Annotated in this window: 22 protein-coding genes and 1 pseudogene; 6 read left to right on the top strand and 17 right to left on the bottom strand. The window is 46.9% G+C overall.

The window, feature by feature from the left end; translation table 11 throughout:
• Positions 1-175: 175 nt before the first annotated feature.
• The 8 genes from QMA13_RS16760 to QMA13_RS16725 form a co-directional block, all read right to left on the bottom strand.
• Entirely contained in the window at positions 176-640 is a 465-nt protein-coding gene (locus QMA13_RS16760) for a GNAT family N-acetyltransferase (protein WP_282942743.1), read from the bottom strand.
• A gap of 123 nt (positions 641-763) precedes the next feature.
• Positions 764-1,477, bottom strand: coding sequence for a nucleotidyltransferase domain-containing protein (locus tag QMA13_RS16755; protein WP_282942742.1), 714 nt, complete (start codon positions 1,475-1,477; stop codon positions 764-766).
• A 288-nt stretch (positions 1,478-1,765) separates the two neighbouring features.
• Entirely contained in the window at positions 1,766-2,926 is a 1,161-nt protein-coding gene (locus QMA13_RS16750) for a Gfo/Idh/MocA family protein (RefSeq protein ID WP_282942740.1), read from the bottom strand.
• 467 nt (positions 2,927-3,393) lie between these two features.
• Positions 3,394-4,182, bottom strand: coding sequence for a pyruvate formate-lyase-activating protein (pflA, locus tag QMA13_RS16745; RefSeq protein WP_282942738.1), 789 nt, complete (start codon positions 4,180-4,182; stop codon positions 3,394-3,396).
• Between the two features lie 28 nt (positions 4,183-4,210).
• Entirely contained in the window at positions 4,211-6,481 is a 2,271-nt protein-coding gene (gene pflB, locus QMA13_RS16740; RefSeq protein ID WP_282942736.1) for a formate C-acetyltransferase, read from the bottom strand.
• A gap of 75 nt (positions 6,482-6,556) precedes the next feature.
• Complete coding sequence (gene adhE / locus QMA13_RS16735; protein WP_282942734.1) at positions 6,557-9,172, bottom strand: bifunctional acetaldehyde-CoA/alcohol dehydrogenase; 2,616 nt, start codon at positions 9,170-9,172, stop codon at positions 6,557-6,559.
• Positions 9,173-9,276: 104 nt separating this feature from the next.
• A complete protein-coding gene (locus QMA13_RS16730; RefSeq protein ID WP_282942733.1) occupies positions 9,277-9,822 on the bottom strand; it encodes a hemerythrin domain-containing protein in 546 nt (181 codons plus the stop codon).
• A 142-nt stretch (positions 9,823-9,964) separates the two neighbouring features.
• Entirely contained in the window at positions 9,965-10,510 is a 546-nt protein-coding gene (locus tag QMA13_RS16725) for a DoxX family membrane protein (RefSeq protein ID WP_282942731.1), read from the bottom strand.
• A 419-nt stretch (positions 10,511-10,929) separates the two neighbouring features.
• Here QMA13_RS16725 and QMA13_RS16720 point away from each other — a divergent pair, with 419 nt between their 5' ends.
• Both QMA13_RS16720 and QMA13_RS16715 read left to right on the top strand, forming a co-directional pair.
• Positions 10,930-11,802 (top strand): 3-hydroxyacyl-CoA dehydrogenase family protein, encoded by an 873-nt coding sequence (locus tag QMA13_RS16720; protein WP_282942729.1) that lies wholly within the window; start codon positions 10,930-10,932, stop codon positions 11,800-11,802.
• The gene (locus QMA13_RS16715) at positions 11,799-13,061 is read left to right on the top strand and encodes an acetate/propionate family kinase (protein ID WP_282942727.1); all 1,263 of its coding nucleotides are present in this window, start codon (positions 11,799-11,801) and stop codon (positions 13,059-13,061) included. The genes QMA13_RS16720 and QMA13_RS16715 overlap by 4 nt, the downstream gene beginning before the upstream one ends.
• Before the next feature lie 283 nt (positions 13,062-13,344).
• Here QMA13_RS16715 and QMA13_RS16710 read toward each other — a convergent pair whose 3' ends face one another.
• The 9 genes and pseudogenes from QMA13_RS16710 to QMA13_RS16675 all read right to left on the bottom strand — a co-directional run bounded on the left by QMA13_RS16710 (position 13,345) and on the right by QMA13_RS16675 (position 20,692).
• Positions 13,345-14,133 (bottom strand): formate/nitrite transporter family protein, encoded by a 789-nt coding sequence (locus QMA13_RS16710; RefSeq protein ID WP_282942726.1) that lies wholly within the window; start codon positions 14,131-14,133, stop codon positions 13,345-13,347.
• Positions 14,134-14,154: 21 nt separating this feature from the next.
• Positions 14,155-14,673: a hemerythrin domain-containing protein gene (locus tag QMA13_RS16705; protein WP_282942725.1), complete on the bottom strand. Its 519-nt coding sequence runs from the start codon at positions 14,671-14,673 to the stop codon at positions 14,155-14,157.
• Positions 14,674-15,000: 327 nt separating this feature from the next.
• Positions 15,001-15,264, bottom strand: a complete 264-nt coding sequence (locus QMA13_RS16700; RefSeq protein ID WP_282942724.1) for a hypothetical protein — start codon at positions 15,262-15,264, stop codon at positions 15,001-15,003.
• Between the two features lie 184 nt (positions 15,265-15,448).
• On the bottom strand, positions 15,449-16,903 hold the full coding sequence (locus QMA13_RS16695; protein WP_282942723.1) for a DUF5050 domain-containing protein: 1,455 nt from the start codon (positions 16,901-16,903) through the stop codon (positions 15,449-15,451).
• Between the two features lie 75 nt (positions 16,904-16,978).
• Positions 16,979-17,378, bottom strand: a pseudogene (locus QMA13_RS16690) (NUDIX hydrolase).
• 125 nt (positions 17,379-17,503) lie between these two features.
• A complete protein-coding gene (locus tag QMA13_RS36610) occupies positions 17,504-17,725 on the bottom strand; it encodes a phosphotransferase (protein ID WP_481858225.1) in 222 nt (73 codons plus the stop codon).
• Between the two features lie 284 nt (positions 17,726-18,009).
• Positions 18,010-18,510, bottom strand: coding sequence for a shikimate kinase (locus tag QMA13_RS16685; protein ID WP_282942722.1), 501 nt, complete (start codon positions 18,508-18,510; stop codon positions 18,010-18,012).
• Between the two features lie 300 nt (positions 18,511-18,810).
• Positions 18,811-18,996, bottom strand: a complete 186-nt coding sequence (locus QMA13_RS16680; RefSeq protein WP_282942720.1) for a hypothetical protein — start codon at positions 18,994-18,996, stop codon at positions 18,811-18,813.
• Complete coding sequence (locus QMA13_RS16675) at positions 18,962-20,692, bottom strand: heparinase II/III domain-containing protein (protein WP_282942718.1); 1,731 nt, start codon at positions 20,690-20,692, stop codon at positions 18,962-18,964. Before QMA13_RS16675 ends, QMA13_RS16680 begins: the two co-directional genes overlap by 35 nt.
• Positions 20,693-21,048: 356 nt before the next feature.
• On the opposite strand from QMA13_RS16675, the gene QMA13_RS16670 reads away from it, so the two are divergent.
• The 4 genes from QMA13_RS16670 (at position 21,049) to QMA13_RS16655 (ending at position 24,572) form a co-directional block, all read left to right on the top strand.
• Positions 21,049-22,008, top strand: a complete 960-nt coding sequence (locus tag QMA13_RS16670) for an ABC transporter permease (RefSeq protein WP_282942716.1) — start codon at positions 21,049-21,051, stop codon at positions 22,006-22,008.
• Between the two features lie 32 nt (positions 22,009-22,040).
• Entirely contained in the window at positions 22,041-22,913 is an 873-nt protein-coding gene (locus tag QMA13_RS16665) for a carbohydrate ABC transporter permease (RefSeq protein ID WP_282942714.1), read from the top strand.
• Positions 22,914-23,038: 125 nt separating this feature from the next.
• Entirely contained in the window at positions 23,039-23,857 is an 819-nt protein-coding gene (locus QMA13_RS16660) for an extracellular solute-binding protein (protein ID WP_282942712.1), read from the top strand.
• Positions 23,850-24,572 carry a type 2 periplasmic-binding domain-containing protein gene (locus QMA13_RS16655; protein ID WP_282942710.1) on the top strand — a complete coding sequence of 241 codons (723 nt, stop codon included), beginning with the start codon at positions 23,850-23,852 and terminating at the stop codon, positions 24,570-24,572. Before QMA13_RS16660 ends, QMA13_RS16655 begins: the two co-directional genes overlap by 8 nt.
• Positions 24,573-24,622: the final 50 nt, after the last annotated feature.

Here is a 24,622-nt window from a genome sequence, read left to right as displayed (position 1 = left end):
AAAATCAGCGCTACACCACAGAATGTCGCTCCAATCAGTGACCTTCTCTATATCTTGAAAATTACCGTTTTATCATCTTCTATTTTTGTTTTTCCAAAACCACATGCCCCATTTATCATGATAATCTAAAAAAAATGAATCCCTCAATTTTCCATTAGTATAGCTTTATATTATTTTAATAGTCATTTAAAACCGCTACCATATTTTCGCTATTTTGTGTGAAGCCATGTCTTCGATAAAAGTTAACGCTTTCATTGCTTGGCCAAACAATAAGCAGCTCTAGATTTTCTTCTTTTGCATTCAATTTGGCCTTATCAAGAATCTCTCCGCAAATTCCTTTATTTCGATGTTCTGGAAGGGTATAAACATTCGTAACATATCCTAAAGGAGACAATTTTTTACCCGGTCGTGGAACAACATCCACTTGTTGAATAAATACTTGAGACCGTATTTCACCATCTCTCTCAGATAGCCAAATAGTCCATCGGGGGTCATTTAATGCTGATTTGAGAAACTCTCCATATATTTCTTTAAATTCCTCATAAACATGAGATTGCACATCTTCATGTTCTAAAGTAAATTGCCAACGCATGCTGATTAATTGTGGTACGTCATCAAGATAGGCTTTACGTATATTCACGTTCTCACTCCTTTAATAATTTCATTCCCCATATCCCGATGCTATTGGGTTAACATTACCATTGGTCATAAATCTAATATTTAAATCTATGGAGTCATTTCTTTCTTGCCCGATAAGGTGAATCTATTCCTTCCATGATTCTTTCATCCATCCACCTATAGGCTCGAGAACATAAGTACAAATGATTTCCAATTCTGGACCTGATCCAGGTGACTTGAGACATCTTTCGACTAAATTTGCCATTAAGGCATCACATGTTCTTAACTCTTCGAGTACATACTTCGTTTTTACAGCCCACCATTTTTGAATTGTAAATTGAGCTTCAACACACTTTTGAAGGATTTCAATTGAAAGCCATATACGTTCCAGATGATCCCTTTTATCGCAAAAATCCTCCCATAAATCAGTTATCCTTACTCGAATCTTTCGAATTTCATCAGCGGAAAGCGGGGTAGGTCCATTATGATAAGAATCAATTGCTATAGATTGTAGATTCCGCCACTTTTCATTATCTCCTTTTATACACTGGCCAGTTGAAAGCATAACAGTAATGGTGGCAATATTAGTGCCCTTTCGTTCATATTCATTTACTACATGTTCATACCATGACCAAGGTGCAATCATAAGCTGAGATTCCCGTCCATTATAAAATAAGCTTTCTCGCCGAAAATTTGCAAAGGCTCCTATGTAGCAAAGATCTACGTCGCTATGATCGCCAGCCTTTCCTGTTGCATATGAACCGCAAAGGACAATGGTTTCCACATTAGAACGGGTTGATAAGTCCTGCTCTAGAAATTCTTTTATAATACTTGTGATAGAGGAATCAGATTGAACCATAAACCTCACCTCTTCTTCAACTGATGTTCCGTGCTCGTTACATTTTTTTAAAAACAAACTCTGCATAAATTTGAATTTCACATATTATATCATGTTGTGGGGGTTCAATTGATATAAATTTCCAGTTCAATACACATTACAACTATTGCTACCTATATGGTAAATACCGTCAACAGCTATAGCATTAATCCCTAGACTACGACTTGAATGAAGCGGAGATAGGCTTGTGTCTTCCTCCTGCTAGATGGCTTCTAGTGGTGTAGGTTTAACGCTACGCGCCCCTCCACCTTACACGATAACCTTTACCCAGCGCCCAGTTTCATGACTCTTAAGTATTGCCTCCGTAATACACATCGATAAATGCCCTTCTCTAAACGTGGCAAATTGAGGCTCATCCTTTAAGGGGTTCTTCCCTTCCCGGATATACGTATAAAAATTAAGCATCATATTTTTGAGCGCATCCGGCCAGCCTTCATTATGCCCTCCTGGATGATGAATTGATGACTGGGCATCTGATGAGAACAATGTCGGGTCCGCCAAAAGAACCTCGTTGGCTTTATCCCGATATCCGATCCACAGCTTCTCGGGCTCCTCCTGATTCCACGAAGCGGACTTGCAGCTGCCGCTGAGCTCAATGCTCAAACGGTTCTTGCGGCCCGCGCTGACCTGGGATACGGTAAAAGCTCCCTTCGTCCCGTCATCAAATCGAAGCAGCACGGACGCACAATCCTCCGTACGGATCGGAACTTCTTCGTACTCGGTTTCCTCAGGTTGGTTACTCTCAAACGTGTCAGCATGACTGACAGGCTTTTTCCTAATGGGTATCACTGTGGTCAAATCAGCGAAAACCTCATCTATCCTCTTTCCTGTGATATGCTGAGCCGTGTCGCACCAGTGAGAGCCAATATCTGCGACAGCCCTTGATTTACCGCCTGTTTCGGGAGACATCCTCCAGTTGAAATCAGTATCGTACAGCAGCCAATCCTGTAAATAGCTTCCATGAATAAGATGTATTCGGCCCAACTCCTCCTGCTCCACCATCGAAGCCAGCTGATTCAGCACAGGGAACTGCCTGTAGTTGAAGTTAACTCCATGCACGATGCCGCTTTCCTCCGCTAATCGCAGCAATTCTCCAGTTTCCTCGGTTGAAACGGCCAATGGCTTCTCAGACAGTACATGCTTGCCGGATAAAATAATATCCTTATTAATCTGATAATGAAGATTATTTGGAGTGCAATTATGCACGACTTGAATCTCCGGATTGAGCAGCATTTCCCGATAATCGCTGTAAGCGTGTGGAATACCGAGCTCCGCTGCTCGCTTCTCGGCTTTAGCCTGATCGGAGGCTGCCAAACCGACCACCTCTACAAAACCGAGCCTCCGGATTGCTTCAATATGAGCTGGTCCGATAAACCCAGTGCCTATAACGCCTGCTTTTAAGGTTCGCATAAACTCATTCCTCCTCAAATGTCATACTTAGTAGATTCCACCAGCGCAAAGTGTAGCTGGAACCCGGCTGATTGGTGTATCAGAGCAACGATAATCATTTTGAAAATCACCAAATCTGCTTAAGTAGTAACAATTCAACTCATACTCTCTTTTACCCATGCAAGCTGATATTTTATCTAAGCTTCGAATATTTGCCGCTGTTGCAAAACAATCTTATGTGCCAATTCGTCTTTGGAGCCTTCTCCTTCAATTTGATTCAATAAAGGGATAATATGCCTTTAGTTGAAAATAATTCAATCGAACATAAAGACGATAAAAATCAAGAAGCCCTCTCTGATTTAGAGAGGACTGCTGTGTTAAGGCTATAATCCCGACGTATGTTAGAACAAAAAAAGGCTGCAACGGCCCATTCATGGTATCCAGTTGCAGCCCGGGGTGCTGTACGAATTGTGTTGATAAGTGATGATTTACGTCGGATCTACAGATTGGTCCATCCCCAGCCTGATCAGCTGCCTTGCCCGCTCCATCTCCCGCTCGGTCGGCTCTGCTACACTTTTCAGCGGATACGGTTTGTTCAGCTGCTGCCATTTGTACACGCCCATACGGTGATAGGGCAGCAGCTCGAGCTTCTTGACGTTGGTCAGATTCCCTATGAAGGCCCCCAGCCTCATAAGATCCTCGTAACCATCCGTCAGTCCAGGAACGAGCACATGACGTATCCAGACCGGTTTGTCCTGATCGGATAAAATCTCGGCGAAGTGCAGCATTCGCTCGTTGGATTGGCTCGTCAGCGCTGTGTGCTGCACAGGATCGATATGTTTCAAATCCAACAGCACCAAATCTGTGACGGACATAAGCTCTTGAACATGCTCAGGATCGCAAAAGCCGGAAGAATCGAGGGCGGTATGCAGTCTCCAGCGCCGTTTGATCTCGGTAAATAAGTCCGTCACGAACGATGACTGCAAGGTCGGCTCCCCTCCGGTGACGGTAATACCGCCCCCGGAGCGCCTATAATATTCAAGATATGGCTCCATCTCGGACAGGATATCCTCCACGGAGACGGTTCGTCCCTTGCCGGGATCCCACGTATCCGGATTGTGGCAGTATTGGCACTGCAGAGCGCAGCCTTGCATGAACAACACGAAGCGTATGCCCGGACCATCGACCGTTCCGAACGTTTCAATGGAGTGAATACGCCCAGTAGGGTTATGGACTTTACCGCTGTGATTAAGATTTGTGTGAAGGATGCCGGTCATACGGATGTGCTCCTTTTCTCAAGTGCTTTTATATTGATCCGTGGAAAGTACGATGAATGACGTCCAGTTGCTGCTCGCGGGTTAGCTTGATGAAGTTCACCGCATAACCGGATACGCGGATCGTCAGCTGCGGATAATTTTCCGGATGCTCCATCGCATCAAGCAAATGCTCGCGGTCGAACACATTGACGTTCAGATGATGCCCACCGGTCGCGGAGTAGCCGTCCAGCACACTGACAAGATTGTTCACCCTGGCCTGCTCCTCTTTACCGAGCGCCTTCGGAATAATCGAGAACGTATTTGAGATGCCGTCAAGGCAGCTCTCATAAGGAATTTTGGCAACTGAAGCAAGCGATGCCAAGGCGCCTTTGCGGTCGCGGCCATGCATCGGATTGGCTCCGGGCGCGAACGGTTCTCCGGCCTTGCGGCCGTCTGGCGTGCTGCCTGTCTTTTTCCCGTAAACGACGTTCGAGGTAATGGTCAGTACGGACATCGTCGTTAGCGCATTGCGATACGTCTTATGCTTGCGCAGCTTGGACAAGAACGCTTCTGTCAGCTCCACGGCAATACGGTCGACCCGCTCGTCGTTGTTGCCATACTGCGGATAGTCGCCCTCGATCTCGAAATCGACAGCAATTCCCTGTTCGTTACGAATCGGCCGAACCTTTGTGTATTTCAAGGCGCTTAAGCTGTCGGTGACGACGGACAAACCAGCGATGCCGCATGCCATCGTGCGTAAAATGTCTTTATCGTGAAGCGCCATCTCGAGCCGCTCATAGCTATATTTATCATGCATATAGTGAATCACGTTCAGCGTGTTCATATAGAGCTTGGCCAGCCAGTCGAGCATGATGTCGTATTTAGACATAACCTCGGCATAGGTAAGCGTCTCGCTTAGAATTGGCGCTAAAGTCGGCCCTACCTGGATACCAAGCTTCTCATCCACACCACCGTTGATCGCATAAAGCAGCGCTTTGGCCAGATTAGCGCGGGCGCCGAAGAACTGCATCTGTTTCCCGATGCGCATGGCGGATACGCAGCAGGCGATGCCGTAATCGTCACCGAACTGAGAGAGCATGAGATCGTCATTCTCGTATTGAATCGAGCTTGTCTCGATGGACACTTTAGCGCAGTAAGCCTTGAACGCCTCCGGCAGCCTTGGTGACCAAAGTACCGTCAAGTTCGGCTCCGGGGCTGGCCCTAGGTTATACAACGTATGCAGGAGGCGGAACGAATTGCGCGTAACACGGGTCGTTCCATCCATAGCCATACCGCCGATGGACTCCGTCACCCAGGTCGGATCACCGCTGAATAGCTCGTTATAGTCAGGGGTACGAAGAAACTTCACGAGCCTGAGCTTCATGACAAAATGATCCATCAGCTCCTGAGCCGCTTCTTCCGTTAGTCTTCCCTCCTCCAGATCACGCTCGATATAAATATCGAGGAAGCTGGACACACGTCCGAGGCTCATTGCCGCCCCGTTCTGCTCCTTGATTGCTCCGAGGTATGCGAAGTAGAGCCATTGCACAGCCTCTTTTGCCGACACGGCCGGGCGGGAAATATCGCAGCCGTAGGAGGCGGCCATCTGCTTCAATTCACGCAACGACGCTATTTGCTCGGACAGCTCTTCCCGGTCACGGATGACTTCCTCGCTCATAGCATCCACTTCGAGCTGCAGCAGCTCCTGCTTCTTCGCTACGATCAGTCGGTCTACGCCATACAGGGCGACGCGGCGGTAATCGCCGATGATCCGGCCACGTCCGTAAGCGTCCGGAAGACCGGTAATAATGCCCGCCTTCCGCGCCGTACGCATCTCTGTCGTATACGCATCGAATACGCCTTGGTTATGCGTCTTTCGAATATTAGTGAATACCCTGATGATATCTTCCGGTAGTTCAAAGCCGTAAGCCTCACAAGCATCGATCACCATTCGGATTCCACCGAACGGCTGCACCGAGCGCTTGAGGGGCGCGTCTGTCTGCAGTCCGACGATCTGCTCCTTCTCCTTATCAATGAAGCCCGGCGCATGAGAGGTAATGGTCGATATCGTGTTAACGTCAACGTCCAGCACACCTCCGTTTGCCGTCTCCTGCTTCATAAGCTCACGGATTCGCTGCCAAAGCGAGACCGTCGCCTCCGTCGGTCCGGCCAGGAATGCTTCGTCTCCGGTATATGGAGATAAGTTGTGGTCGATAAAATCCTTGACATCGATATGCGTGCGCCATTTGCCGGAACGAAATCCTTCATAATACGCTTCCCAAGATTGCTGCTGCTGTAAATCCACTTCCTTCATCGCCATGACAGGCACCTCCAATTTAGATCAACTCGTAGGATGAGATAATAGATTTAATAGAGTAATAGAATCACAAACCAGTTATTCAAATTTGCCGTAGTACGCCTTGCGGTACATCTCCGCCAAATCCTTTACAAGTGGCATCCGTGGGTTCGCTGTCGTACATTGGTCCTCGAAGGCACGGTCTGCGAGCTCGTCGACTTTGGCTTCGAAAGCATGAGGACTGATCCCAAGCTCCGAGAACGAAGCGGGAATGCCAAGCGCCTGGTTCAACTTACGGATCGCATCGATCAAGCTGTTCACGCCCTCCTCGGTCGTACGTGCCGGCAGCCCCAGGATGCGGGCGATTTCGGCGTACCGCTGATCAGCGACAAAATGGCCGTACTTTGGAAACGAGGCGTATTTCGTCGGTTTCTGCGCGTTGTAGCGAATGACATGCGGCATCAGAATCGCATTCGTCCGCCCGTGCGCGGTATGGAACTCACCGCCCCATTTATGAGCCAAGCTGTGGTTAATGCCCAAGAATGCATTAGCGAAAGCCATGCCCGCAATCGTAGAAGCATTATGAATCTTCTCCCTCGCCAGCGGGGCCGCCGTTGCAAAGGAAGACTCCAGGTATTGGAACACCAGTTGAATCGCTTTGATTGCCAATCCGTCGGTGTAATCATTGGCCATGACGGATACATAAGCTTCGATCGCATGGGTTAGCACATCCATCCCTGTATCAGCTACTGCGGTTTTCGGCAGGCTGTATACATAGTCCGGATCGATTATCGCCACGTCCGGCGTCAATTCGTAATCGGCCAATGGGTATTTGGTATGACCTTCCCGCTTATCAGTAATGACGGCAAAAGAGGTCACTTCAGATCCTGTACCTGAGGTCGTCGGAATCGCCACGAATTTGGCCTTGCGGCCGAGTCGCGGATATTTGTACACTCGCTTGCGTATGTCAAGAAACTTTTGCTTCAGCGATTGAAAGTTCGTATCTGGGTATTCATAGAACAGCCACATCGCTTTGGCCGCATCCATAGGCGAACCGCCGCCAAGGGCAATGACACAATCCGGCTGGAAGCTGGCCATCAGCTTTGTTCCGCGCTCTACCGTGTCTACGGACGGATCGGGCTCCACATCAGAGAACACTTCAATGGAGACCGGCGTTTTCCGTTTGCGCAAATAATATTCGACGCGCTCGACGTAGCCAAGCTTCACCATCATTGGATCGGTAACGATGAGGATACGGGAGATATCCGGCATTTTCTCCAAATATTGCGTCGCGCCTTTCTCGAAATAGACCTTCGGTGGTATTTTGAACCACTGCATGTTAACGGTGCGGTAGGCTACCCGCTTGATGTTGAGCAGATTCACTGCAGTGACGTTGGCCGTCGTCGAATTGTGACCGTAAGAACCGCAGCCGAGCGTGAGAGACGGTAAGTTTGTATTGTAAATATCGCCGATTGCGCCATGCGTCGAAGGAGCATTGACGATGATGCGGCCGGTTTGCAGCGCTGCTGAGAACTCTGCAATCACCCGCTCGTCATTGGAATGAATGACCGAAGAGTGCCCCATACCGCCGTAGGCGATCACTTCTGCTGCCCGCACGATGCCTTGGGATGCATGCTTTACCTTGTAGCAGGCAAGCACCGGGCTCAGCTTCTCGGCAGACAGCGGGTAGGCGTCACCGACACCAGCAAGCTCGGCGACCAGAACCTTTGTATCCGCAGGGACTGTGATGCCTGCCATCTCAGAGATTTTTACGGCGGATTGACCGACGATGATAGCATTGACCGCGCATTTCTCCGGATTTATAACCAGCTTCGAGACAGCTTCGGTCTCTTCCTTGTTTAAAAAATAGCAGCCCATGTCGCTCATTAACTGCTTCGTCTGTGCGTAGATAGCCTCTTCGATAATGACAGCTTGCTCAGAAGCGCAGATCATGCCGTTATCGAAGGTTTTGGATAAAATCAAGTCGGTCACGGCCTGCTTTAAATTCGCCGTTTTCTCGATGAAGCAGGGCACGTTGCCTGGTCCAACGCCAAGCGCTGGTTTCCCTGTGCTGTATGCGGATTTAACCATCGAAGCTCCACCTGTAGCCAGCACCAACGAGACATCGGGGTGATTCATCAGAAGATTAGTTGCCTCCAAAGATGGATGCTCCACCCACTGGAAGCAGCCTTCAGGAGCGCCTGCCCTAACGGCCGCTTCCATCAAGGTCCGAGCTGCGGCTTCACTGCTGCGCCGTGCGGATGGGTGGAACGCAAAGATAATCGGGTTGCGTGTTTTCATAGCGATAAGCGCCTTGAACATCGTGGTGGACGTCGGATTTGTCACTGGCGTTACGCCGGCGATAATGCCCACGGGCTCGGCAACCTTCTGGTAATGCTCGTAAGGATTGTCTTCGATGACGCCGACGGTTTTATCGTATTTGATGCTGTGGTAAATATACTCAGTGGCGAACAGATTTTTCGTAATCTTATCCTCGTAGACTCCTCGGCCTGTTTCCTCGACGGCTTGCTTGGCGAGAGACATATGCTTATCCAGACCGGCCAGCGCCATCTGCTGCACCACGGCGTCCACCTGCTCCTGATTCATCTGCAGCATAGCTTGCAACGCTTTCTTGGCTTTTTGGACAAGTCCGTTCACTTCTTCTTGCGCAGATACCGCGCTTCCGGGTGCTGCTTGTTTTTCTCTAACTGCCATAGTTCCGCCTCCATTTTTAAGTGGATTCATTCCACGTTTAGAATGTGATCAATTACACAAGGATTGATGCTAGTAGGTTCGCTCTTGTCTCGGAACACCTTGAATTAAGAAAAGAAATAATCCATATCCTTTAAAATCTGCTCCGTCATAGGGAACACAATCTGTTCCTCCTTGCGCAAATGCTCTTGAAGAATACGGCAAGCATGAATCAGATAAGCAGCCGCCTGGCTCGGCATCATAGCTCCGGAATTGTTCTCGATCACATGAACGGCTTTCAAGAAGGAATTCAAGTTATCTGTCACCAGCTCATGATCTTTCTCCAGCATCCACAGCGAAGGAACGATGGATGGAGAGTGCTTGCGGTGAAAGTAATCGTTCAAGAACGGGTACAACTCGTGCTCCTCCCATTCTGAATGTCGCTCCAGCTCCACTGAGAAGGCAACGACTTTAACCCGCAGCTGGAGCAAAAAGAGAAGCGCCTGTGTGAGGTCGTCCTCCCGTTCAACCAACCTCGCCTGACCATACAGCTCGTTCAATCCCCGCAATAAATCGTCATGCTCAAGCTTCAACCGGTCCAGTGCCTCAGACAGCTCCGTTTCGTGTGCAGTACCCAAATCGACGTGCGTCTCATAAGACATTTTCATGTTCATGGTCATGACCTCCTATTATCGCTTCCCTTTATGATTTTACTAACACTCTCTTTGCAAAGAAGGATCCGGACATGGAGTCCGGATTCTTGCTGCCGTCATCCCATTTCCATTTGCCATTGCGACTTTTAGAATTCGAGATGGATTACACATGCAATGCTTTAGGCTTGCCACCTGTGGTGGTAGGCCCGTTGTACCCGCCGTGTTTCAGCTTTTGAATCGCTTTGCGGAGCAGAGGCATCAGATAATAGTCAACTCCGAAGCGTCCAGCATTGGTTTCAGCGATGAACACTAGGCCGCCCAACAAGATCAGCCAAGGGTTCGTGCTTACTGTGCCTGCGAGCAAAAACATGAAGTTCATCAGCATACCGAAGAATGCAGCCGTCGTCGTCAGAGCGCCGAGGATCAAACCAAGACCTACCAAGCATTCACCAATTGGTATGATGACGTTGAACCATGCTGCATGCGGCAGTGCAAAATGTTCCAAAAATGCAGTGAAAGTCGGATAAACCAGCTCATTGGTCGCCTTATCGACAATCGGCTTCGTGACGGCCCCCTTTATAAACCCGGTAGCGTCAAACCCTCCGGTTAGCTTATGCCAACCTGCCGTCACCCATTGCCATCCGAGGTACACCCTTAGAATAAAGAATATACCAGCCGCATAAACGTTCTCTCTAATCCATTTCAGCATGTTAATCCTCTCCTATGGTTTAATATAGAAAAAAGTTGAAGAATTGGTTAGTGATTATTTTCACAAATGGTTTTAAAAAAATCTCGCTTCCCTGCGGGAGATCGATGGTAGCCGCCGGAGCTTCTTTTCATGACGATTCTCCTTTCCCTATTTTGTATGGTCAATCATTTAGGGGATTAAACATTCACGTTGTGAACCTTCTTTGATTCGAGCCCTCTTTGGTGTTCCCCATGGCTATAATTTACCAAACCTCAGACCAAATGGATGTGCCGAAAATCACACTCCCTCCATTCTTTTCAAGTTTTTATTTTCATCCTAATATAAAGCCAAACTCCAGCCCGAATTCGGCTCCATGTGAAAAGCATCACAGTAGGATTCTATCCGTCATGCTTACAATGGGGACGGAAGGAGTGAGAGATATGGAACCTAAGAAAATCGCGGTGGTTGGCACCGGAACAATGGGACAGGGAATTGCCGTTATGCTGGCCTCCAAAGGACTCGAAGTATTTCTATACGACAAAACGCCGGAGCTGCTGAGGCATTCCGTCATTGCAATCGAGACTCATCTGGACCGGCAGTTGGAACGGTGGGCGCTTACTGTGCAGGAAAAAAAACTGATTTTATCCAAGCTGCATCAAGTTACCGATATAGAGGCTTTATCGGAAAGCCAGCTGGTGATCGAGTCGATCACAGAGCATTTCGAAACGAAACAGAAGCTGTTCATCGAGCTCGACCACTTGCTTCCCCCGGAAGCGATTATAGCGACCAATACGGCTACGCTCAGTCTGACGTCGCTAGCTAGCAGCCTCATCTACCCACATAGAACCATCGGCATGCATTTCCTGCATCCGGCCGGCCAAATTCCTATGGTAGAGCTGGTGCGAGGAATGAACACATCGGAGGATACATTCTCCCGAATGAAGCGATTTGCCGAGCAGGTGCTGGATAAAGAGAGCGTACAGGTTTATGAATCTCCTGGCTTTATTACCACCCGACTTATTTGCGTTATGATTAACGAGGCGATTCATACTTTGCTGGAGGGCGTAGCTTCTGCCGAAGATATCGATAAAGCCATGAAGCTTGGCTACGACTTCCATTACGGCCCGTTAGAGATGGCCGACCGATTCGGCCTCGATTCTGTGTTGGCTTCGATGGAAGCCTTGTTTCTGGAATTCGGGGACGTGAAGTACCGTCCTAATACATTGCTCAAAAAAACCGTACGCTCCGGCAGACTCGGAGTCAAAACGGGAAGAGGTTTTTTCCAATATACCGACGGAGGGGAAAGAGTATGAACATTCTAGTCATTAATTCCGGCAGTTCCTCTTTAAAATATCAAATGTTCGATATGAAGCACGAGCAGCTGATCGCCAAGGGTAAGGTAGAACGGATTGGCTCCGAAAGCGCGTTGATCTCCCAGCAGGATGGATCAGGACATGAGCTGACCCTCGCAAAGGAAATTTTGACTCACTCGGAAGCGATCAGTCTCATGCTTCGCCTGCTGACGGATCCAGTCACCGGAGTCATCCGCAGTGTATCGGATATCCATGGCGTAGGTCATCGCGTTGTACATGGTGGTGAAGTATTCACGAGCGAGGTGGTTATTAACGCCGGGGTCAAGCGGGAAATTAAAAGGCTGTATGACGTCGCCCCACTCCATAATCCAGCGCATATGGTAGGCATTAGCGCAGTGGAAGAGCATCTACCCGATGTACCACAGGTGGCTGTGTTTGATACGGCTTTTCATCAGACCCTTCCTCCAAAGGCGTATTTGTACCCTATTCCCCGGGTGCTTCACCGTAAATACGGCATCCGTCGGTACGGTTTCCACGGCACCTCTCATGAATATGTGAGCCGCCGTGCTGCACTTCTGCTTGGCAAGCCGATCTCTCTGCTGAACATGGTAACCTGCCATATCGGCAACGGAGTCAGCTGCACCGCCATCGAAGCTGGACGCTCCATCGATACGAGCATGGGAATGACGCCATTGGAGGGGCTTATGATGGGAACCCGTTCGGGAGATCTTGACCCGGCTATTCTCCCTTATCTCATGACGAAAGAAGAGCTGACGCTTCACGAAATCAGCTCGATGCTGAACAAGCATAGCGGCCTGCTTGGCGTATCGGGCATCAGCTCCGATGTGCGCGAGATACAGGAAGCCGCCTTGCAGGGACAGGCCAGCGCGATTTTGGCACTGGAGATGTATGAATATCGTATCCGCAAATATATCGGAGCGTACGCCGCCGCCATGAACGGCCTCGATGTGATCGTTTTTACCGGTGGTGTCGGAGAAAACTCTTCGTCTTTGCGCCATCAAATAATGAAGCGGTTGACATACCTCGGGGTAGCCGTAGATGAGCAGCTTAATGAAGCATCGGATAACGGGGAACGTACGATCTCTACCAAGTCCTCAAGCGTGAGCGTCCTCGTCATTCCGACGAATGAGGAGCTAATGATCGCCCAGAAAACTTATGCTCTGCTTGAGGATAAGGCAGTCAAAGTGGCCTCCGTTTCCTCGGATACTGAATCTATTCATACAGTTGTATTGGGATAATCTCGAACCATACAGAGCCTTCCCTTTTCACAAGGGAGCTCCAAATCAACTAGAGAGTAAATGCAACACAAACCGAATCCGCTTCCTTCAATGACACGAACAAGCTTGTTCCATGCATAGATATGGGATTGGCTTGTTTTTGCATTCAGATTTCCTTCATAGCAAAAAGACCAATATCTTTTGAGGATAGTGGTCTTACATCTTTTCTATTTCATTTGAATACGGAATGAAGTCACACTTGAATGATTTGGCTTTCTTTTTCCTAGGGATCCCCTATGCTATCTTACCCTTCTGCTCCGTCTTGCAACTTCTTCTTATACGCTAAATGGTAAATACCCGCCACAAACAAACAGCCGCCTATCGCATTGCCAAGAAAAACAGGGACAAAATTCGCCGCATACTCCCCCCAGGTCGCCTGTCCCGCAAAGATAGCCGCCGGAATTAGAAACATGTTGGCGACTACATGCTGGAAGCCTAGCGCTACAAACGACATCGTCGGAAACCAGACGCCGAGTACTAAGCCTGCGCCGTCATCCGAGCCGTAAGCTATCCAGACTGCCAAGGAGACCAGCCAGTTGCAGCCGATCCCTGAGATCATCGCGGTCAAGAAGGGCTCCTCCAGCTTGGCATGTGACAATGCGACGGTTTGGGCAAAGTACGGCCCCTGCTCTGTCATTCCAGCGAGGTGGCCAAATACATAAGCGACGAAGACCGCCCCGGCGAAGTTGCTCAGCGTTATAACCAGCCAGTTGGTAGCGACCCCACGCAAAGGGACTTTTCCCGCCATACAGGCTAAGGGCACGGCCATCATGTTGCCGGTGAGCAGCTCACCTCCAGCAACCAGACAGAGGATCAGGCCTAACGGGAAAACGGCAGCCCCGAGGAAGCTTCGGAAGCCCTCCCATTCGGGGGGGAGACCGGCGCTTACACGTATTGCTAAGAGAAAACCGAGCGAGATGAACGCACCGGCGACGAATCCGAGTGGAATTTGTGCGGACAGCGGCAGGCTCGCTTTCTTTAAGCCGGCTTGCACGGTACGCAGCGCGATTTGGTTCGGTTTGGCGAAGCTCATGGAACAACCCCTCCTAGCTGTCTAATAACCGAATCCGTTCGAACGGTCTTCTAGTGCCTGGATGATCTCTTCCTCCTTGCGAAAATGATGCTTTAATATCGAGCTGGCTTGAAGCAAATAGGCAGCCATATCCTGAGCCTCCGCGCAGCGCACAGCTTGATGGATGCGATCCACCGCTTTGAAGAAGGCTTCGATGCATTGCTTGGCCAGCTCATGCTCCTGCTCCATCAGCGGAAATTGAACAAGCTCTTCGCCGAAGTACCAAGCGATCATCGGAAACATCTTCTCCTCCTCCCACTTGCTGTGAGCTTCCAGCTCTAGCTGAAAGGCCTTAGCCTTTACCCGCAATTCACGCAACTGGCTGGTCCAATCGGCTACCTGATTATCCTCTCCTATCGTCTTGGCTACAGCGCACAGCTCGCCTAATCCTTCCTCGAGTATTGTATGCTCTTCTCTCAATCGTTGAACCGCTTCATTAAATTCATACAGCGGATGTCCGATGGTCGTAAATAGCGTGTTTATATTCTGATGCTGTCTCATAGCTTTTCCCTCCATTTGGCTTAAGGCCTGATAATATCTCCTGATAGTTCCAAGTATAGTGGAATGAAAGTGATTTGCATGTGAAAACAATCACAAATCAAGGTGGTTGTTTATATTTTGCTCGGTAAAAGTTTGGCTTTAATGTTCTTTGAAAAATAAATATTAGACTGGAGCCCGCCGATTCTGAGCGGAATCATCGCATTACTGACTCGAATATAGAGACAGCGGCAGCCTTGACCGGACAATAAAGTCATAGACTGACGCTGTTTAATTGAACTAACGTGTAGCGATAGCTTTAACTGACAAGCCTACATAATGTATTGCCTATCAACTGTAAAGTTCGTTATGTACTTTTTGAACTATCTTTTTAATGCGTCTCTTACTGTATTTACTGCATAAAATAGCAACCGACTTCTCCATTTCCCAATCTTCCATCTTTAAGTTTTGCCCAATCACTAAAACTTCGTTTTGAAGTTCCTTCTTCTTCTCCTCTGATTCTAACTCGCCAAATAGCTTAATTAAGTCTGTGTCTGACATTTGGAGTTCATCACGATATTGATACATGAAATATAAAAAGGTGGGTATCTCCATTGCTTCACCCTCATATCTTACTTTCGCTAACCTTGATTATTTAGCGTATTATTCCAAAAGATAACTTCCATTTAGAGTAAAGAGGCTGCCGAAGCGCTATATGGAACGGAACTATACGACAAAAGGGCTTTCCAACGAGCGACACTCACGCGTTAAGTATACAGCTCCCTCAACCGGTACCCGTTCACTTGTCAAGTTTGAAATGCTCCATTACGCTATCTCCCATGTCCCAATTGGCGAAATACATTTCGTCCCCTGCTATATAAAGCGCGCGCGGGCGTGCTTCAGCGATCTTTTCCCTCCCAGTTCCGTCAATTCTCACTCGTTCGATTGGATTCGAAGCGGCAATGCTGCCGGATACCGCAACAGTAACATAAAGCCAGCCACGATGATAGGTCTTGATCGAAGCCCGTGGGATCTCAAATTCATTCAATGCAATATCCGTCGATCCATCCATGCTTATCTTGCGAAGCTGCTTTTGGTCTTGCATGTAGTAAATCCAATCGTCAACAATGATATAAGAGGTTACATCGTCCCTCAGCAGCTGTTTTTTTGACCCATCAGCATTCATCATGTACAGGTTGTTTTCCCCGTTGTTCACGGTTCGGAAATAGATTTGGTCCGTATGCAAATAGAAGTCTAGTACTCCCGGGTCGGCAAAAAGTTCCTGCTCGTTAGTACCATCCATGCTCATTCTGGAAATCCCGGCATGTCCTTGAACCTTGCCATCATCTTCCGATTTGTTTGGCTGAACATTCTTCAGGAAATACAAATAACCGTCTTGCACCCATAATTGTTTTCCGGCCGTATGCGTCACGAGTGTTCTGCGAGTCCCGTCCGTTTGAATTTTGTAAATCTCATTCGATTTGTATGGTTCGGATACGATATAGTACAGCCAGTCCCCTGCAACATTGATCGACATGGCATTATCCGTCGATAGCTCCATCTGATCAGAGTTGTCCCATTTCGCTTTGACCAGACGATGAGGCCCTCCAGAGCTTCGTACAGGATTCATGTAAATCCAGTTGTCCTTGACAGCAAGCTGTCCCCCATTGGCCACATTCAGTGCATCCCTTTGCATCGACGTTTCCTGGGTCGCTTTCTCACATGATTGAATGCTGTAGCCGTCTATATCGTTCCATGTCGCCTGCCAGTTGAACATTTCATTAGTGAATCTCCACGTCATGGGAAAATAAGTAATATTGTTGTACAACAATATCGGGTAACGTTCTTGCGAATTATCGATGAGGGTCCCATTCACCTTCACCTGAAACGGGACAGGGATTACGTCTGAACCACTGCCACTAACGGTTTGCGCCGACAGTGTTTGAGAGAGAGGAGCGCATGACTGATTCTTGTTGAGTGCGAGTTCATCCAGTTTATTCCAGTCTACTGTCAATCCTAGAGCAGATGTATAGTCCCATGTCATAGGGAAGTATGTAATATCGCGATATAGCAAGAGAGGATAAGAGCTGTGGAATTGATCTATGACCGTTCCATTCACGGTAATGGGGAAAGACGGAACCGTCGCGTGATCCTCCGATGACGACGCTGCATCAGAAACATTCGGCCAGAACATTGCAAATCCTGTGGCAATTATTATTACAGTTAGTAAGGCGATAGTTCGCGTTCGCAGCATAACATAGGTTCCTTTCAGCATGGAATGTGAAACATTAACCTGATACATTTAAACATGCTGGGATGATGATTACACTCAAAATTCAACATAAAATGGATGAAGATCTTTATTTAAACAAAGCTCTATTCTCTGCCTGAAATTTTTCCAAGTCACCATCTCTAATGCCACTTCAATTGGAAAAAATCCTACTTCTAAAGACTCAGAGGTCGTTGTCAGTTCTCCCCCGATTGGTCTAGCTAAAAATAAAGTTAATACGCTCACTTACATTTTGAAAAATACCACAAAACTGGGTCACCTCAACATCTATACCGCTCTCTTCCTTTGTTTCTCTGACCGCTGCATCTTTTAACAATTCACCTTCTTCAACCACTCTACCTGGCATTTCCCAACCTCGACTAGGACCTTTTATTAATAATATTTCATTACGATCATTAAGCACAATTGTTGCAGCAGAAATAAAGTGTTTTGGAACCACCGTATCATCCTCCAATTCTTTGATCGATTTCCAATTGTTATTATCATCTGGATACTCAATCCACCCAGGACTCTCTTCAGAATCAACCTGAGTAAATTTACTGTCACTAGAATAGGTTTTATCACTCAAGCCATCTGTAAGATGTCTATTCTTCCAGAAATAATATTAGAGTAACTGGAAAGCAGATCATCCCGTAATTCACTTTTAGTAAATAGGGCACCCATAGCAATATCCATTGCGTAATATCCAAACCCCGATAATCCAAAGTCAATGAATGAAATTCCCCTTGATGTGCGGATTAAGTTGCTATAGTGAATGTCGGCATGGATGAACCAGCGACAATGCATTTTCAAGGAATTGAAATTCCTTGGTGGTGATAACCCCCGTTATTTCGCCTGATCGCAATTTGGTCAACATGTTATTAACCCACTCTATTCCATATTCGGGTCTTATAAAACTTGAACCATGTTTAAAACTCTGCGAAAACTGATGTAAATATGCAATATGATTGCCCAAGGTACTAACCATTTCCCCACTGGTGAAATCTCTCATGGACATGGTTTCCCCGGAAATCCATTTCAAAACGGAACAATGCACTTCTTCGCATTCAAAAACAACGCTTGTTATGATCTCAATGACTTTCTTGTATTTTCTCTATAATTTCACTAACACAAAGTTCTATATCCTTATCTGAGCAATCAAGAGTTATATCACTATACTTCATGTATAGAGGAACCCTTTCCTCGTAAACGTCCTTAAGACTATTGCCTTTCTTTACTACAATGCCTCTAGTTGTTATGTTGGTTAGTCTCTTTTGAATTTCTTCATAGGGAACATGTAAATAAATAATTTGTCCACCCTGTTTAAGGACATTCATAGCTTTTTCTGAATAAATAACACTTCCACCTGTAGATATTACGCAATTTTTTAGTTGCAATTCAGATACAATTTTTTCTTCGACTTCCATAAATTTTTCGTTGCCATCATTATCAATTATATCTTGCAGCAACCTGCCTTCATGTTGTTGAATAACGATATCTGTATCCACGTAATCCATTCCTAATGCTTTTGCAAGCAGCACACCTAAAGTGCTTTTGCCAGCTCCAGACATACCTATAAGAACTATGTTCATATTCATCCTCACTTTTGGTTATATAATTTCCATTCAGATTAGGGTAATACTTTATCAGTCAGCTTAATAAACCAAGAGATATCATTAATGAAGTCATTCCAATCATTAGTTATTCATTTCCAGGATATATATTTTCAATAATAATTCCCATTTCCCTGCTTTTACAACTTTTAGACTTGAGGATACATCTTATCTTGAGGACGAGCTTTCGCGAGGTTTGCAGGCAGCGTTAAGCTGGCTTGTGTCTACAGAACAGCAAAAAATCCGCAATTCAGCGGATTTTTCAACTTATATAGATGTTTACAATGCCTGAATTTGCACGACAAATGTACCAGCTATCATCGCTTCTCTTACCTGGAGCTGCAATCGATATATCGTATCTCCCCATACCGGCCGCATCCTCGGATCCGTCACGGCTATAGGCTCTACAGAAGCATTTAGGTTCTCTGCATCATACTGAAGCAGGAGGGTTTCCCCCTTTCTCATGTACCAGCTCGACTATCCCCTTGTCTCTCAGCAAGGGAATCGGTAGCATCAAATAATTAAATATAACCTCCGTTGTCACTTCTTTTAACTGAAAAGAATCGACAATTTCCACTGCTGCCTTCGAATTCCCGCCCTCTCTGTACAAAGTACAGTTTCGGCGCCATACGTTGATTCCGGCTTCAGGCGGGTAAGCAGTCCCGATATTCATGGACACCCGAGCTCGCTCCTCATTGGACTCATACGTAACTTCGGTTGCACGAAATGCTTTCCCAGCCTGCTGCTGTACCCCATTCACTGTCGGCAGGCTATGATAAGCGGATTGCATCGTCCAAATCTCATAACGCTGAGGGCTGAAGGTCTTCGCCGTGTAGCTCTCCACTCCGGCATCAATCAGGAAGGGGAAGCCGTTGTAATAGACAATGCAATGACCTATGTCATTATGGTTGTGACTCTCGTCGTTATGCCCTCCCTTGGCAGCCAGATATAATCCCGTCCCTTGACCTGCCGTCTCTCTAGCCGCAAAAATATGAGTATCCGGCAGCCAAATATCCCGTTCATATGGGGGCGTCAAAGGCTGAGCCAACAACGCCTCCGCATCCATCAGCTCCGACAAGATTCGCATGGGAGAAGCTATTTTATCACGTAAAAAACCATTTTTTTGGAACGCATAAGCCCCAAGTCGGCTCATCTTGGAATCTTCTATCCGTTTACCGTATTGATACACAAGGTTTCCTGATATTTTGATACGTCCATCTCCATCGGCAAAATTCACAAACTCATTATCGTCAATATGTACCCGATAAATATATTTCCCAATCTCCTTAACGAGAGGTTCATCATAAAAATTCAGTTTGCCGTCCGTAGCCCAGTACATAAGCTCCAAGCAGTCAAATAACGAAGCGCCTGCTCTCCCCCAATAACTGGGACCTTCATCACAGCCACCGTCTGGATGATAAACCTGCATAAAGGTATCTAAGCTATGAGCCGCTTTGGCCACTGCCCGACTGCGGATCACTGGCTCTTCTTCAAGGATTAAGAAAGCGGCAAGACAATTGGAATGAATCCATGGATTCCAGTTGTTGACCTTCTTTTCACTATAGCCCATCCACCAGAAATCCTCCCGGTCTAAGTAGGGTTCAAATATACGGCGCTGCATTTCATGACGTACCCGTTTCATAATCATTGGGCATTCCGCATGGAATTGGTCTTCTAATAAATAAGCGGTCCACGCCAGAAGCGCCCCCGTCTCTGCAGCGAACAAGTCGATTACCTGCTCTGTTACATCAGGCAGCGCATAGCCTCTGCTTTGCGGAGATAAAGACATATGAGCAGGAACAACCCAATACGACTCTTCACATAAACACCATATGCCGTTAATGATCTGCTCCAGAAACCGGCCTTGTCCTTCCAGGCATTCTCCAATAACGAGATCGATCAATGCTCGTCTACGATCAAAATAAGTTGCTTCGTACTGAGATCGGTTTCCATTCTTTACAAAATCCATATACCTGGTTGCGGGCAATGCCGGCCAGCCGTAATCTAAACGTTCTTCCGCCCATTGCATCCACATTAGATGAATATCCTTGGGAATGGACTCCCAACGTTCTCGTTCGTTCCCTTTTGGGAAAGGACGAAATTGGGCTGCAGATAACAAGAGCTCAGCAGCCTGATCTTGAGAAACTTTTTGACTGAACACGGTACATCATCCCCTCTGGAAAAATGTCTTAATTCCCAATCCATGGATCGTTATCTGACACTGCTTATTCTATACTTGCTCCCTTCCTAAGGAAACGATCATTTCAGAAGATCATGTTCAATCGGCACCTTTACGGTGTGGAAGAAGAGTATTTGGTTATAATCACAAGAAATGATTATCCCCTTAGAAAGCAGTATTTAACGTCATTTGTAAGCGCTTTAGGTGTCAGACGAAATGATTGTTTCTTTATGCTGACACCTCTCCTACAATAATTCTCATGGGGGTCGCAGCAACACATCTTGCATCACCGGAATGAACCTATCTCAAGCACCCATTAACAAGGAGCGTGGATTAAAATGAAAGCGGATACCGCAGAAGCCAGTTTCAACAATACCTCAACTGTGGGCGAAACCAAACCAAGTTGGAAGCGGCACTTGATCGATTGGGATCTTTATCTGCTTTTGGCACCCGGGCTATTGTATTTTCTCATCTTTAAATATTTGCCTATGTGGGGCGTCGTGATTGCTTTTCAGGATTACAGTCCGTTCAAGGGCATTATAGGGAGTGACTGGGTAGGCTTCAAACACTTTGTTACCCTGTTTCAATACGATAAGTTTTGGCAAATTTTCCGTAATACGATATTGATCAGTCTGTACAATTTAATTTTCTTTTTCCCCGCTCCTATCATCATTGCTTTATTATTGAATGAAGTAAAAAATCAAGTTTTCAAACGGTCTGTACAAACGATCATCTATTTACCTCATTTTATTTCCTGGGTCGTTGTAGCCGGGATGACGTATTTACTGCTTGGCACGCAAGGAGGCCTGGTGAATGAAATCATCAAAGCGACAGGAAGCGAAGCGCTCCCATTCCTGACTACTCCCGAATGGTTCCGTTCTTTGCTTGTTTCTCAAAGTGTGTGGAAAGAAGCCGGTTGGGGTACGATTATCTTTCTTGCGGCGTTATCTGGTGTCGATACCCAGCTCTATGAGGCAGCTATTGTAGATGGTGCGGGACGTTGGCGCCAGCTGTGGCACATCACCCTGCCTGCCATTCGCAGCACGATCCTTATTCTTCTTATCTTGAGGCTTGGCAACATCCTCGATGTCGGCTTCGAACATATATTCCTCATGCTGAATTCGACCGTCAATAGTGTTGGAGATGTTTTCGAAACCTATGTGTATAGAGAAGGCTTAATCGGAGGAAAGTTCAGCTATACGACAGCTGTTGGCTTGTTCAAATCCATTGTTGGTCTGGTCATGGTCGTCGGTGCCAACTGGTTATGCAAAAAATTCGGCGAAGAAGGCGTATACTAACTCGATTTCGATAACTTAGGAGGGATCCTCACATGCATATAAAGCCTACCGCAGGTAGCCGTGCGTTCGATGTGACTAATATCGTTATTTTAACCTTATGCGCTTTCATGACTTTATTTCCTTTCATTTATATTCTAGCCACTTCTCTTGCCCCACTGCAGCAAGTACTGCGAGGCGGCGTCATTCTGTGGCCTGAGACGTTCACTTGGGATGCTTATCAAACCATTTTCACCAACACGCATTTCGTGCGATCGTTGTACACAACCTTCTTCATCACTGTGGTTGGCACGATTACTAACTTGTTATTTACAACCTTTATGGCCTACCCTTTAGCCAAAAAAAGACTGAAAGGCCGCAGGACGATCCTCTTTCTGGTTGTATTCACTATCTTATTCAGTGGCGGTCTGATCCCTTCTTATATGATCGTGAAATCTTTCGGACTTATCAATTCCGTCTGGTCGCTTATTATTCCAGGCGCAATTAGTGCCTTCAATCTCATTATTATGAAAAATTTCTTCCAAGGCATCCCTGAAGAGCTGGAAGAAGCAGCTCGCATCGATGGATGCAAAAACCTGGGCGTGCTGTTCCGAATTGTTCTGCCTTTGTCTATGCCCGCGCTCGCTACCTTTACTTTATTTTATGCGGTTGGGCATTGGAACCAATTCTTCGCAGCTGTTATTTATATAACCAAATCGAATTTGTGGCCGATTCAAGTAGTGCTGAGGCAAATGATTATTGAAGGCTCCACCCAAGAATTCGAACAAGCTATGGGCGAGCTCAAGATCATACCAGCTACCATTAAGATGGCTGCCATTATTGTCGCTACCGTGCCTATCCTTTTTGTATACCCTTTTCTTCAAAAGCATTTCGCCAAAGGTGTACTGCTCGGTTCGGTGAAAGGCTAGTTGCGATCCACCACGTTCGTATGCAACACAAGTAAGCCGGGTGCTGCAGCATCCTTTACATACCCAATTAATACCCTTGCACTGCCAGTTTTACTGGCGCAAAAACTCTTAGGAGGTCGCAATCCATGAACAAACAATGGTCCAAATTGCTTACCGTAGCCGCCCTATCTTCTCTTACTGCAACAACCCTTATAGGCTGTTCGATCGTTCCAGGCGCAGACGAGAAGAAACCGACAGCTAATAACACAACACCGGACTCCAAGAGCAGTCAAAAAAGGCTGAAAATCAGCATGATGTTCCCGTTATACAACGAGCCGCCGCAAAAAAACGAGGTGTGGAAATACATTGAGGATAAATTCAACATCGAATTCGAGCCGATGGCTGTCCCTAACAACAGCTACAACGACAAATTGAAGGTTACTTTGGCCTCAGGCGACATGCCGGATCTAATCCTCTGGACCAGCTATCCTGATCCCGAGCTGAATAAATATGTGGAGCAAGGTGCTTTCACCCAATTGGATGAGGCTATCAAAGTGGCTCCCAACATTATGAAGACTCCCCAGACGATCTTCGATAATGTCAAAATCAATAACAAACTATACGGGATTCCCCGTACTAGAGCTTTAAACCGTTCTGCGGTCATGATCCGCAAGGATTGGCTTGATAACCTCGGGCTTCCTGTTCCTAAGACAACCGATGAACTGTACAAGACCGCTCTTAAATTCACAACGGATGATCCGGATAAGAACGGTAAAGCCGATACCTTCGGCATCGCCTTTGGAGAGAACGTCTCCCATATGGACCCGCTCTACATGGCCTTCGACACCGGAGCCGGCTGGCGCCAAATGGAAGATGGCACCCTCATGAACTCTGACATCACCCCCGGGAAGAAGCAGGCATTAGAGTGGCTCCGAAAGCTGTATCAAGAAGGCGGGGTTGGATAAGGACTTTGCCGTATTGAAAAACACCCAAGTCTGGGAGAAGCTTGAAGGTGGTAAAGCAGGTATTCTTATTGGCGGTCAGACCAGTGACTATGCGCGCTATGTTGAGAATTTAGCTAAAATTGATCCGAAAGCGAACCTCATCATGATCAAACCGCCAGGAGGTCCTGCGGGCAAATTAGGGTTCAGCGAAACATCCGGATTTTTTGGACAATGGGTCATTCCAGCCAAAACCGATAAAGAGAAGTTGAAACGGATCATAGAGCTGTTAGACTGGCAAGCAAGCGACGAAGGATACAATATGAAGCGCTATGGTGTCGAGGGTGTTCATAATACTAAGAATGCCGACGGCACGTTGAAAATCAATATTGAGAAATACAAAGCCGATGGCGTCGATGCCGTCATTGCCCACAACCCTTATGATCCTTACAGCTATGTCGTACTGACAGCTCCTCCTCAAGTACAAAAAGCACAGAAGGAAAATCTGGATTTGGTCAAAGATATGGGCATTAAGAACCCAGCGCTAGCCTTCGTCGCCCCTTCAGCTCCTGATAAGCAGTCTGATTTGAATACCCTTCGTGATGAAGAATATGTCAAACTGGTCATGGGAAAAGTGCCAATGGATGATTTCGACCGGTTTGTCCAAGAATGGCTGGATAAAGGCGGCAGACAAATTACCAAAGAAACCAATGACTGGTACAAATCACAGAAAAAATAAGACATCAATGCCCCTCTCTTATGATACTCAAAGGTGAGGGGCTATTTTTA

Origin of the sequence: Paenibacillus sp. RC67 (assembly GCF_030020805.1) — a bacterium.
In the GTDB taxonomy this organism is placed as follows: Bacteria; Bacillota; Bacilli; order Paenibacillales; family NBRC-103111; genus Paenibacillus_S.
Note: the sequence above shows the minus strand (reverse complement) of the source record. Positions and strands in the feature narration are given on the sequence as shown.